The sequence below is a fragment of the Paenibacillus nitricinens genome (assembly GCF_052056485.1).
In the GTDB taxonomy this organism is placed as follows: Bacteria; Bacillota; Bacilli; order Paenibacillales; family Paenibacillaceae; genus Paenibacillus_AQ; species Paenibacillus_AQ nitricinens.
This window is the reverse complement of record NZ_CP183948.1, coordinates 5548696-5562196: the sequence shown is the minus strand read 5'-3', so window position 1 is coordinate 5562196 and position 13501 is coordinate 5548696. Positions and strand designations below refer to the sequence as shown.

General features: G+C 43.4%; 9 protein-coding genes. All 9 read left to right on the top strand.

Features of this window, described 5'->3' with window-relative positions; genetic code table 11:
• The first annotated feature begins 6 nt into the window (after window positions 1-6).
• The 9 genes from ACN6KS_RS24790 (at window position 7) to ACN6KS_RS24750 (ending at window position 13488) form a co-directional block, all read left to right on the top strand.
• Window positions 7-555 (top strand): cupin domain-containing protein, encoded by a 549-nt coding sequence (locus ACN6KS_RS24790; protein WP_440960712.1) that lies wholly within the window; start codon window positions 7-9, stop codon window positions 553-555.
• A gap of 135 nt (window positions 556-690) precedes the next feature.
• Window positions 691-3357, top strand: coding sequence for an S-layer homology domain-containing protein (locus ACN6KS_RS24785; protein WP_440960711.1), 2667 nt, complete (start codon window positions 691-693; stop codon window positions 3355-3357).
• Between the two features lie 194 nt (window positions 3358-3551).
• Entirely contained in the window at window positions 3552-4433 is an 882-nt protein-coding gene (locus ACN6KS_RS24780) for an AraC family transcriptional regulator (RefSeq protein WP_440960710.1), read from the top strand.
• An 807-nt stretch (window positions 4434-5240) separates the two neighbouring features.
• Complete coding sequence (locus ACN6KS_RS24775; RefSeq protein ID WP_440962443.1) at window positions 5241-6170, top strand: phosphotransferase family protein; 930 nt, start codon at window positions 5241-5243, stop codon at window positions 6168-6170.
• Window positions 6171-6436: 266 nt separating this feature from the next.
• Window positions 6437-8098 (top strand): extracellular solute-binding protein, encoded by a 1662-nt coding sequence (locus tag ACN6KS_RS24770; protein WP_440960709.1) that lies wholly within the window; start codon window positions 6437-6439, stop codon window positions 8096-8098.
• Between the two features lie 90 nt (window positions 8099-8188).
• Window positions 8189-9094 (top strand): ABC transporter permease, encoded by a 906-nt coding sequence (locus ACN6KS_RS24765; RefSeq protein ID WP_440960708.1) that lies wholly within the window; start codon window positions 8189-8191, stop codon window positions 9092-9094.
• 34 nt (window positions 9095-9128) lie between these two features.
• Window positions 9129-10013, top strand: coding sequence for a carbohydrate ABC transporter permease (locus ACN6KS_RS24760; protein WP_094872759.1), 885 nt, complete (start codon window positions 9129-9131; stop codon window positions 10011-10013).
• 45 nt (window positions 10014-10058) lie between these two features.
• Entirely contained in the window at window positions 10059-11792 is a 1734-nt protein-coding gene (locus ACN6KS_RS24755; RefSeq protein WP_440960707.1) for a sensor histidine kinase, read from the top strand.
• A gap of 13 nt (window positions 11793-11805) precedes the next feature.
• The gene (locus ACN6KS_RS24750; protein WP_341135609.1) at window positions 11806-13488 is read left to right on the top strand and encodes a response regulator; all 1683 of its coding nucleotides are present in this window, start codon (window positions 11806-11808) and stop codon (window positions 13486-13488) included.
• Window positions 13489-13501 lie beyond the last annotated feature (13 nt).

Sequence of the window (13501 nt, the reverse complement as noted above, 5' to 3'; positions counted from 1 at the left end):
GCGTGTGTGGAACAAACGGTAACTAATCGAGTTACGGGTGAACAAATTACGTTTATAGAAACGGCAAAGGATACGAAGGGTGAATACTTATTAATTGAAGTTGCACTCCCCCCACATGGCAAAGGTCCCCCACTACATATTCATGACCGTTTTGAAGAAGAATTTGAAGTGATTTCTGGCAAGCTCACGGTAACATTAGGTAAAATAAACTACATCCTGGTAGCGGGAGAACGTCGTGTTGCCCCGATGAAGACACCACATACTTTTACCAATAATGACGATGATCCGGTTGTATTCCGTGTACGATTAACACCACCAAGTCAGTTCGAGCAGTCTGTTCGTATTCATTACGGGCTAATGGAGGATGGTTTAACTGATTCAAAAGGCAATCCTAAATTGCTCGCACACACCGCTTTAGTGTTATCACTACAAAATACACTCATCGCTGGCATTCCACTCTGGATACAGCGTAGTATTTTTGGTCTAATCGTTAAACGCGCACATAAAAGGGGGTTATATGAAGCGTTAGAAAAGTATACAGGGGAGACCGTATAATCTCTATGATCTGTCACCAAAAATTATGGTGATTATGATTTTCGGCAAGCCGATTTGATGTCACATGGGCAGATCAGCACTTTGCTGGAGTAGAATAATCTATTTTACAATTTGAAAGAGGTGGGATTCCCCTATATGAAACGTTCTTTATCTTTATTAATGGCATTGATCATTCTATTTGTAAGCCTTCCCGCAGCCAAGGCTTCGGAGGTTCCCTATTCCCTGTCTCCAAGCGAATTTATCAACGCTTCGGTTCCAGGTGCAAGAGCACTCGCTTACCATGAAGGCTATATTTATGCAGCTCAGCGAGATCCGGGCGGCATCTATCGCATTTCGGTCGAGACGGGAGAGGTCACGAAAGTGCTGGACAGAGAGTATGTTATGACCGTCGCCTTGAACCAAGCCGGAGATCTGTTCTTCACGACTGATAACTATGATAGAAATATTTATAAAATCAACAAAAGCGCACTCGTCAATTTTCCCCTCCCGTCGAATAGTGGCACCGCATATTACAATACGGGTTTTAATTTCGTATACGGTATGGCCTTCGATGCCACTGATAACCTTTATTTCACGGACTACACAAGTAAAGGCATTTACAAGCTCGCGCCGGGAGCAACATCTGCAACGTCGGTCATTAAAGGACTCCCAACAGCCGTGCAAGGAATAACGATAAGTTCCGCTGGTCATCTATACGCTATTGAAGACTACAATAATAATATCTATCGCATTAACAGCGATCATTTATTGAACAGTACTGTAGCTGAGTCCGAATTCGAGCTATTGTTGAATATGCGAACCATTCCCAATGGTATCGCTTATTTGCCGAATGGCAAAGCGTACATATCCTACGGGTCACAAGTTTTCCAAAGTCCTGAACTTGGCGAAAATGATACGGAAAAACCAGTTATTACGCTTAACGGTGCTTCAACACTGCTGGTTAGGAACGGAACGTCCTTCTCTGATCCTGGTGTATCGGTATCTGATAATGTCGATATCGATTTGATAGCCAAAGTAACTTACAGCTTGAACAATGTCGAGCTTCCGGCTATCGATACGACTGTTGCGGGCCGGTATACCATTCGATATGATGCCACTGATACCGCAGGCAACGAAGCTGTCACGGTAAAGAGAACCATCATCGTTAATGAAGACAGCACTAACTTGGCATATGGCGTACCGGTTACAGTCGACAAAGGAACCGCCAGCGGTCAGACTGGCCATTTGACTGACGATTTATTGGAGACTGGCTGGATTGGCAGTCAATCCGATGCGCCTTGGACAATCACACTCGATATGAGTGCAGGCGCGGCTTATAATGAAATCCGTGTTGTCGATACCGTCTATCTGCAATCCTACGAAGTGAAGGTCAGCGACAGCGTGACCGGTCCGTTTGAAACAGTCACAGGCACGACTTACGCTAGCCTCGTTCATACGGATGGACAATATAATGGTTTTACGACAGATTCGGTCTTTTTTCCTGAAGAAATCTCTAAGCGCTACATTCAGATTGTGATCTATGTAGTAGGGGAAGATGGAAGCACGGGTCCTGATCTTCAAGAAATTAAAGTGTTCAATCAACCGATAATACCAACGCCAACAGCGACGCCAACGCCAACAGTGACGCCAACGCCAACAGCGACGCCAACACCAACACCAACACCGGCAGCGACGCCAACACCGACACCAACGTCGACACCGACAGCGACGCCAACACCGACACCAACACCGACACCAACGTCGACACCGACAGCGACGCCAACACCGACACCAACGTCGACGCCAACACCGACACCAACACCGACACCAACGTCGACACCGACAGCGACGCCAACACCGACACCAACGTCGACACCGACAGCGACGCCAACACTGACACCAACGTCGACACCAATACCGACACCAACACCAACACCAACAACAGCACCAACAACAGCGCCAACAACAGAACCACCAACAACAGCACCAACAACAACAGCACCAACAACAGCACCAACGACAGCGCCAACAACAACAGCACCAACAACAGCACCAACGACAGCGCCAACAACAGAACCAACAACAGCACCAACGACAGCGCCAACAGCAGAACCACCAACAACAGTACCAACAACAGCACCAACGACAGCGCAAACAACAGCACCAACGACAGCGCCAACAGCAGCGCCAACAACAACACCGACCCCAGCGCCATTTTTCAACGAAAAGGTTAATATTGATGTTGTTAAGGCTATTGTAGAAAAGGTGAAATCTACACCTGCGCTAGCATTCAAGGATGTATCTAAGGACTCACCAAACGCTAAAGCAATCGAAGTAGCAACTAGACTTGGAATTATTACGGGGTACAGCGACGGCTCATTCCATGCGGATGCTGCGGTAACAAGAGCAGAATTTGCGACCATGCTATTAAAAGCGCTTGGTTTAGGTGCTAAAGACCCATCCAATTTCAAAGATATTAAGGATCACTGGGCATCAGATGCAATATCGGGATTAAAGGCTAGTGGCATTACCAACGGTTACTCGGATGGAACATTTAAACCGAATAATTCTATTAGCAGAGCAGAAATAGCGGCTATGCTTGCTGCAGTCATTAACCCCAATTTAGCAAAAGAGACTAAGTTTAAGGATATTCTCGGTAATTGGGCAGAGGCTGAGATAAATATGTTATCTGATATGGGGATTGTAAAGGGAACTGTTGACGGTTTGTTTAAACCAAATGCTAATGCTACGAGATCTGAGGCATTACTCATGATCTTGCGCATGCTAAACAGCAGTCTTGATTTTTCCTTAGACATAGAGTAACGAGTATTTATACTGTAGGAAAAAATCACTCCCATAAACAAAAGGCACCCAAACGGGTGCTTTTTGTTTTGCTCTTTAGATGATAAAGTGAACCTTATTATAGATAACAGGAATTTTTTGGACAAATCAAAGCATTCCGGGTCAGGAATAGATTTATTGGTTTCTCTACAATGAAATGGAAAGGAGATGAGGCCTTGGAGACGATTAGGCTGCTACAACAAGCGATAGATTACGTGGAACACAATCTGAAATCCGCCATTGAGATCGAAGACATTGCTACGGCTGCAATGACATCGAAATTTCATTTTCAACGTATGTTTCATGCTTTAACCGGATTTACGGTTACTGAATATGTACGAAACAGGCGTCTTACGCTAGCAGCCGAGGAGTTAGCAGGAACAGATAATAAGGTCATCGATATTGCGCTAAATTATGGTTATGAGACCCCAGAAGCATTCGCTAAAGCATTTCAACGAATGCATGGGGTGACGCCGCACATGGCGAAGAAAAAGAACGTGAAGCTTAAATCTTTTCCTCGAATCTCCTTTCAAATTCAGATTAAAGGAGAAACTGAAATGAACTATCGAATTGTGGAAGAACAGGCTTCAACGGTTATCGGAAAGGACGTTATCATCCAAAAGGATGCCTATACAGAAATACCTATTTTTGTAGAGGGGATTTGGAAAGATGGGACACATGATCGGATTAATGATTTGGTTGGGAATCCCTCAGGCTCACTACTGTATGGCTATTATTTCGACTTTAGGGAAGATGGAACCCGACGTTATTTAATGGGGATTGATCTGCCAGAAGGTAAAGAAGTAACGGAGGGGCTTGTTACTCTTTATGTCCCTGGTCAAACCTATGCGGTATTTGATAGCCGTGAATCAATTCCAGATGACTCGGAAATTGGACTAGAAATCCAAAATGTTTGGAGACGAATTTACTCAGAATGGTTCCCCTCGGTAGGATTTGAACAAGTAGAAGGTCCATGTATGGAAAAATACTTCTGGATGGATGATACACTGGAAGAATCGATATGTGAGGTTTGGATTCCTGTTAGAAGAAAGATTTAGATCGTCTGGTGAACTGTATCATAAAGCTATTAAGGGAAACGATAGCTCAATAAGAGTTCTAGACAAGAAAGCTACCTGCACACTGGGTAGCTTCTTTACGTTGATAAAGCCCTCATTAATGGGAATCCTACACGGATAAACGCATGGGAGGTGCTGATGGTGGTTATGAAAAAACGGATTTTAATTTTGTTCTTAACAATAATATCGTTGTTAATTCCTAATATAGCTTTCGCGCATATTGGATTAGATCAATTAAAAGGTTAGACTCCATTACTTTGATAAATCAGGAAGTACGTATCTGTTTGGGATTGAACAGCATAAAGCGGTAGGGTACCGAAGTAAGCGATCTGAAACAATAATTGATATTCTTAGGAAAACAAGCACGACCACAGTGATAGAAGAGGACTTTAAATTCGACAAGAGAGGTGAGGTTGTTCATTTGAACGGAATTGAAGCAAGGTATGATTATGGAACACAAGGAGGATGTTTGCGTTGGGTGCAAGAGGGTACTTATATTGAGGTGGATAGCTTTCGATTGTCTAGGAAGCAGATGGTTTTATTAGCAAAATCAATGGTTGAATAGGTGATTTTTTCATCAAAAAAAAAGCCTTTTGGAATAAAATCCAAAGGCTTTTTGTATGCTTATTTTTTTCAAGACCTTATTCAACATCATAATTGATCAGAAAGAAAAAGTCTATACTTTGGGCTGGATTTTATTTACTATTGTGAAGCCGGCAAAACTTAATAAATGGAGTGTTGTTAATGGACGTTACCTATCATCTTGATCAGGCCGACTTACAGGATTATATTGGACGGATTTTTGGTACCAGTTATGTAGTTAATTGTGTTTCACGAATGCATGGTGGCGCACAAAAGGTGGTCTACAAGATGGAGTGCAGTAATGGATTTTCCTGCGTTTTGTATGTGTGGGATCTTTCTATGAATTATTTTGAAGAAGAAAAAGCGAATGAAGATATAAATGAACAGTCCTATGGAAGTGAATTATTTGAATTAAACAACAAGTTCTTAATACAACATGGAATTCAGACCCCTGCACTTTATGATCTAAATAAGGAAAAAGATCGTTACCCATTTGATTATGCGCTCGTTGAATATATAGATGGACGTAAGGCAGAAGACTATTTTCATCATGCTGATTTACGTGTTCAAGATAAAGTGTTTCAGCGGCTAGGGGATATGCTTACAACTATGCATACCAACGAGAGGCGAATTTTTGGGAAAGTCAATGCTAACGAGATCAGCACAGAACCATGTCATTTGTTAAAAATGGAAAATGCGAAAGTACAGCTAGCTTATGCCTCTCAACATATGGAGAAGATCAGGGCTAATCAAAGTAAACTACTCGATAAGCTGTACGCGTTAGAAGCAAGAATGAAGCCTAGAAAGCAGTATGGATTTATTCACGGGGAAATGGGTCCTGACCATGTATTGGTTAATGATAAGCTGGAACCCTTTTTGATCGATATCGAAGGGGCCATGTTTTTTGATATTGAGCATGAGCATAGTTTTTTGGAGATGCGATTTGGGGATTTCTACCGGTACCTTAAGAACGATAGGCTTGACCCTGACAGACTGCTATTTTATCAACTTCACCACCATATATCATTAACCTCAGCGGGTTTAAAGCTACTGCATAGAGGATTCCCTGATCAACAATTCGCAAAAGGTTTAGCTGATTATCAATCTGAACGCGCGCTTAGGTTTATTGAAAGCTGAGGGAATAACCATTAGCCTTTGGGAGCTGAATATTCGAGTTATTACACGATAACGTTTCAACGAAGCGAAGGGGGAGTCAACCTAACCTAGGGGAGACTCCCTCTCTTGTGCGTTCTACGGACAAGCCTGACGGTAGTCAAGAGTTGTATACGAAAGTAAAGACTAGTATATAGATGGGGGTCCTTCCCTTTCCTATACTAGAACTAGGAAGAGAAGCTGCATGAAGCAGATGCACGACCTATTTTGAGACCATGTGGAGGGGTAATATGAAGAAAAAAAGTAGAATACTTCTGATCGTCGCATTGATCCTAAGTTTAACTATCACGGCATGCGGCAAAACCACAAATGAAGGGGAGAAGCAGCCTGAGAAGCAGCCTGAGACACCTGTGGAACAAAAAAATGAAGTGATTGAAGTTTCAACAGTTTCGGCAAGCGATCAGTATCTCAAATTCGATGAGGGCGAAAGCTTCGAGAAGAACTCGGTCTATGATGCGTATGAGAAAGATATCGGTGTGAAGCTCACGAATAAATGGGTGTCCGCCGATGACGTTCAATTCAAGGAAAAAGTGAAGATGTCCATCGCCTCCAATGATCTTCCGGACTTCATGAAGGTTAATGCTACACAGCTGAAAGAGCTGACCGAAGCGGATATGATTATGGATATCACGGACGTATATGACAAGAATGCGACGGATGAGACGAAGAAATTCTTGTCGATGGATGGCGGAATGCAACTGAAGACCGCCACTTTCGACGGTAAACTCATGGGGATTCCAAGTTCTTATAATCCGTACCAGTATCAGTTCCTCTATGTACGCACGGACTGGCTGAAGAAATTGAACCTGCCGGAACCGAAGACGATGGCAGATCTCTTGACGATCGCCGAAGCGTTCAAAACAAAAGATCCAGGCGGCACTGGGAAACCGTATGGAATTGTAATTAGCAAAGATCCATTTAACCATTCCACAGGTGTTACAGGACTAATAGCATTCTTGAATAGTTACCATGCTTATGAAAATCTTTGGATGGAAGACGGAAATGGCAATTTGGTCAACAGTGACATTCAGCCTCAAGTGAAAGACGCACTTAAGGCGATGCAGGAAATGTTTAAGAAAGGATTGATTGATCCTGAGTTCTCTGTTAAAGATGTGGAGAAAGCGGCAGAGCTCCTCTACAACAACAACGCAGGTATCGTATACGGCCAGTCTTGGGTGCCGGCTCAGCTCGCTAAAGGCGCAGTAAAGGATGGTAAAGTCGTACAAGAGTGGGGCGTATTCCCGATTCCATCGGTGGATAGCGAACCTGCACTATCACAGATCGGTTTGGGTGTTGACGAATATTATGTTATCTCCAAGCAAGCGAAGCATCCGGAAGGCGTTATTAAATTGCTGAACCATTGGATTGTCGTGGATAATCATCCGACGCCAGAACAGAAAGTGTATGAGTATGGTAAAGACCTGAAGGAGAAAGGCAACAACTACTGGCTTCTAAGCCCGCTTCGTGTTGGTAAACAAAAGGATAATAATGGTGAAATATTGCCAAAAGCGATCGAGAACAAAGACGAGAGCATTTTGGAGACGAAAGATCAAAAAACTCGTTACGAGCGTGCCATGAAGTATGTTGACGGTACGGATATCAACATGTGGTGGGAATATCTGATTTCAGGTCCAAAAGGCGCATATTCACTTGTTCCTGAAATTCAGAACAATAAACAGTACCTACAGAACAAATTCTACGGCGCACCGACTCCAACCATGGCAGATCGACAAGAAATCCTGAAGAAGAAGCGGGATGAAGTATACTTCAAGATTATGATGAATCAAGTATCCGTGGATGAATTCGATAAATTCGTGGAAGAGTGGAAAAAGCTTGGCGGCGACGAAATGACCAAAGAAGTCAATGAATGGTACGCGACTAACAAACAATGATAGCAGGAGAATCGAGGGGTTGGACACAAACGACCTCTCTTTTCTTTAACCTAGTTTTTAATTTTTTAGTCCTATAGCGAGGTGGATGGCATGAATGTATTAACGCGTATGTGGAAAAGGGAGTGGCCGCTTCACTTGATGTTGGTTCCTGGGATCGTATTGGTCCTCATCTTCAGTTATATCCCGATGGCCGGCATTATGATGGCCTTTCAGAAATACGTACCGAATAAAGGGTTGTTCGGCTCCCCATTTATTGGTCTTAAAAACTTTCAGTTACTGATGGATTACCCCGATATCGGCCGGATATTCTTCAATACAGTATACATTGCGGTGATGAAAATTGTAGCAGGCATGGTCGTTCCGGTCACCATAGCGATACTGCTGAATGAGATGCGGAAAGAATGGGTCAAACGGACCTTCCAGACGCTCGTGTACTTGCCGCATTTTCTATCATGGGTCTTGTTAAGCGGTATTCTAATCGATGTATTGTCTCCATCTTCCGGTATTCTCAATCAAGTGCTTGGCTTGTTTGGTATCGACCCTGTTTTTTTCCTGGGAGACAATAAATGGTTCCCTTATGTCATGGTCATATCGGATGTATGGAAAGAGTTCGGATTTGGTACGATTGTCTATCTGGCTGCGCTTACCAGTATTAATCCGTCACTATACGAGGCAGCGGAGATCGACGGCGCAGGACGCTTTAAGCAGACGTTACATGTGACGCTGCCGGGGATGCTTCCTATTATCGTCCTCATGTTCACGCTTAGTATCGGGAATGTACTGAATGCCGGATTTGATCAAATCTTCAATCTATACAGTCCTCCGGTCTATGAGAGCGCGGATATTATCGATACCTTCGTATATCGTATGGGGATTGAGCAAGCACAGTTCGGTTTCGCTACGGCCGTAGGACTACTGAAATCAGTCATCTCTTTCGTATTCGTATCTATGTCCTATATCTTAGCCTATCGTGTAGCGAATTACCGCATTTTCTAATGCAATCGTCGGTAATTCAGAAGGGAGACACATCGTGCGTACTAACAGATCATTCGGAAGGAAATTGTTTTTGATATGTAATTTCATTTTTCTGGGATCCGTATCTTTCTTATGCCTCATGCCTATTATTCATATTTTGGCGCTCTCGTTCAGCTCCGGGCAGGCAGCATCCGCCGGTAAAGTCATCCTGTGGCCAGTTGAATTCACAACGGCTGCTTATGCTAACGTATTTGGAAAACCTGAATATTTACGCGCATTCTGGGTATCGATTCAGCGGGTCCTTATGGGAACGACAATCAGCATGTTCCTGACGATTATCACGGCCTATCCATTATCCAAAGATTCTCGCCAATTTCGGCTGCGGACCTTCTATTCATGGTTCTTCGTATTCACGATTTTATTCAGTGGCGGGCTTATTCCAAACTATTTAACCGTGAAGAACCTTGGGATGCTCGATACAATTTGGGCTTTGGTGCTGCCAGGAGCGATTATGGTGTTCAACGTTATTCTGCTGCTGAATTTCTATCGCAGTCTGCCCAAAGAACTTGAGGAATCTTCGCTGCTCGATGGGGCGGGTCAATTTACTACCTTATGGAAAATATATGTGCCGCTATCGTTGCCGGCATTGGCAACGACAGGTCTTTTCACCATGGTGGGGCATTGGAATAGCTGGTTTGACGGTATGATTTATATGAATCATCCCGAGAATTATCCGCTGCAGACCTTCCTGCAGACGATCATTATCAAAATGGATTTCCGCTTTATTAAACCTGAGAGGGCAGAATTAATGCTCAAATTGTCCGATCGTACGAGCAGAGCCGCTCAAATTTTCGTAGCAGCATTTCCGATTCTAATCGTGTATCCGTTCTTGCAGCGGTTCTTCATTAAAGGAATTGTGATGGGGAGTGTCAAAGAATAAAATAGGGCACTCAAACTAAGACATTGCATTGCAGGAGAACAAACGATGAAAATCCGATTCTTGATTAAAGATTCCTCTATATTCCAGAAAATAATGGCTGCCTTTCTGGCAGCCTTGTTTCCGCTCATGGCGATTACCTGGTTGATTAATGAGAAGGGTTCGGACAATATTCGGAGTGAGATTTCCGAGTCTATTCTAAATACGACTCGCTTCTATCTGGATTCACTCGACAAGGAAGCAGACCGGATCAGCCGTTATTTGCCGAACTATGTGATGGACAAAGACTTGATGGAAATTGCAACTACAGGCAATTACATGAGTTATTACGATCGTGCGCAAAAAATATTAGATATCCAAAGACGGCTTGAATTGATGAAGAACTCAAGTCCATTTATACAAGAAGCAAGGGCGTATATCCCTCTTATCGACCGAACGATACTTAGCAATAAATTTGAAACTTCGACGAATATGCAGGAATATGCTTCTATGCAGCAAAACAAGAGATTATACGAAGAACCTTTCATTTACTGGAATGATCGATTATTTATTTCCATGCAATACCCCATTAATACCGTTAAAAATCCGATTTATATCGTAGCGGTTGAATTATCGACTACCAAAATCAGAGAAACGTTATCTCAAATCGGCAGCTCGCGTGGTGGACAGAGCGTATTACTCAATCTGGAACGTGGTTGGGAGATCGAGAGTGACATGGATCCTGAACTGTTGGAACAAATGAAATCCTTCGCTGCGGATAAGCGGGAATTGCAAAAAGACGAAGGATACGAAACGATTATGTATAATAGTAAGCGGTTTCTTACGGTATATAAATACTCCAGTCTCTGGAATTCCTATTCGATTATGTGCATTCCCGAGGAGAAGATCTTGGGTTCCCTTGAGATCTATCGAGCATTGTTCTGGTGGGCTTGCGTGCTAGCTGTAGGTATTGTCGTTTTCTTCTCCTACTTTCTATTACGATTTATCTATCGGCCATTAATGAAACTTGTGCATTCCTTTCGGCGCGTTCAGCAGAATAGGCTGGAACCGATCGTGATCGATCGCGGAGCTGATGAGTTCGGGTATTTGTACCACGCTTTTAATAATACGATCCGATCCTTGAAAACACTAATCGAGGAAAATTACGAGCAGCAAATCAGGAACCAGCGTTCCGAACTGAAACGATTGCAATCGCAAATTAATCCTCATTTTTTATATAATTGTTTTTTTGTATTGTGCCGGTTAATTAAATCCGAGAATCAGAAGGAAAAGGCTTATCAATTCTGCCTGTACATCGGACAATATTTTCAGTTCATTACTCGCGATGACGAGGATGATATTCCGCTGGAGCTGGAGGTCAATCATTCTCGCACGTATGTAGACATGCAAACCATATGTTACGGAGACCGTATTCAAGTCAAGTTCGAAGGTGATGTTCCCGATTTCTTCGTGCCGAGGCTGATTCTGCAGCCGATCATCGAAAATGCTTATAAGCATGCCTTGGGCAATATGATTCAGCAGGGTGAGCTATGGGTTCACTGTGAGCGGGTGGGTGATGTATTCTCCATCTATGTCGAAGATAACGGCCGAAGCAACTCCGATGCGGAGATCGAACAGCTTCAGAAGCGGCTGCGTCAATCCACCACTCGGATGGAGGAAACAACCGGAATCATAAATGTACATCGCAGAATACAGCTGCGGTACGGTGAGGAATATGGCATTACAGTGTCACGTTCTGCTCTTGGTGGACTTCAAGTAAGAATCAATCTGAGCGCGAACTAGAGGAGGAATCAGCATGTACCGACTGCTAATCGTCGATGACCTTCCCATTATTGTCGATGGTCTTCTGGAGCTATTCAATGAGACCGATCATTTACAACTCGAGGTTATGAAGGCATATTCAGGTGAAGAAGCACTGGAGGTACTGTCTCATCATCGTATTGATATCGTGATTTCCGACATTAAGATGCCTGGACTGGAAGGGATTGAGCTGCTTCGGGAAATCAAATCCCAGTGGCCGGCCTGCAAAGTTATTTTCTTAACAGGATACAATGATTTTCATTATGCTAAGAGCGCAATTACGTACGGTGGGTTCGATTATATTCTGAAGGTCGAAAGTGATGAGAAAATTATTCAGTCCGTAGAACGGGCGATTGAGAAAATTGAAGAAGAAAATAACCAAGAACAGATGATTGCTAGAGCGCAATCCAAAATGAGACTGGCATTGCCCTCTCTGCAAAAAGAGTATGTGTGGGAGCTCTTTCAAGGCAAGCATGTATCGGATAGCCAATTAAAGCAGGCGTTCAAAGAAATCGATATCCCGCTTGATGCGACATTGCCGGTTTACTTGCTCATAGGCAGGGTAGACGCATGGAAAGAAATGTTCACGACGCCGGATAAAGCGTTATTGACTTACGCCGTACAGAACATTTGCGATGAGTATTTGTCCACGCAGGTCAGATGCTATTCCGTTGTATTCGAGTTATCCAAAATCATCTGGATGATTCAACCGAAAATCCCGGATAGATCGTCTATCGAATACGGGGATCAGGATTGGATCAGAGCTCATCGGTATACGAGCGGTATTCTGGAGACTGTGCAGGGAAATTGCAAGAGATTGCTGAGTTTGTCGGTTTCTTTCCTTCTTGGAAGTGAAGCAACGACATGGGATAACATATCTGATCGGTTTCACTCGATCAAATACGGTCTGGTACAAGGACATGGATTATTTGATGAGGTCATATTGACCGATAAAGACATTCAAAGAGAAGTGAACGGTGATCTGATCGGGAACTACCGCGATGCCTTCTATCACGCCCGTGTTCAATTGCTGATGTCTTGTCTCGAGAATAATCATCGGGAACAATTCAACAAGCTGTATGCCGAACTAACGTCCATTTGGAATGATGAGGAGTCGCCGAATGAGCGGAAGATCGAACTGTATCATTCACTTTCAGCTATTTTTCTGTTCTATATCCATAAGAATCGGGAAATTCGGGATTATATCAATACGCTGATGGATCTGGATAAGTTATATCGCTATGGAGATTCCGCATCATGGTCGGAGCTGATTCAATACTTCTCGCAAATGGCGGATTGCTTCTTCGAATGGAATGCGCTGCGGGGTACGCAATTGCCGACAGAGGTCGTGAATAAAGTACATCGATATATTGAAGAACATATTTCCACGGATATCTCCTTAAATGCGCTGGCCGATTACGTTAGCTTGAATCCATCGTATTTATCCCGGCTTTATAAGCAAATCACTGGAATGGGGTTATCTAAATATGTGAACGACTATCGTAACCTGATCGCCAAAGATATGCTGCTCAACACATCGATGAAAGTGAATGAAATTGCTGCTGCCCTGGGGTACAACTCCGCGCTTGCGTTTATTCGCTTCTTCAAGAAGCAGAACGAAACGACGCCGCAAGATTTCCGTATGGCAAGGATCCATATACAGAATCAAGGTCAATAAATGTATATGAAAT

What these genes read in the sequence shown, in the direction of transcription:
- ACN6KS_RS24765 (WP_440960708.1), top strand. Translation starts at nt 8,189, where the DNA reads ATGAATGTATTAACGCGTATGTGGAAAAGGGAGTGGCCGCTTCACTTG.
- ACN6KS_RS24770 (WP_440960709.1), top strand. Translation starts at nt 6,437, where the DNA reads ATGAAGAAAAAAAGTAGAATACTTCTGATCGTCGCATTGATCCTAAGT.
- ACN6KS_RS24785 (WP_440960711.1), top strand. Translation starts at nt 691, where the DNA reads ATGAAACGTTCTTTATCTTTATTAATGGCATTGATCATTCTATTTGTA.
- ACN6KS_RS24755 (WP_440960707.1), top strand. Translation starts at nt 10,059, where the DNA reads ATGAAAATCCGATTCTTGATTAAAGATTCCTCTATATTCCAGAAAATA.
- ACN6KS_RS24750 (WP_341135609.1), top strand. Translation starts at nt 11,806, where the DNA reads ATGTACCGACTGCTAATCGTCGATGACCTTCCCATTATTGTCGATGGT.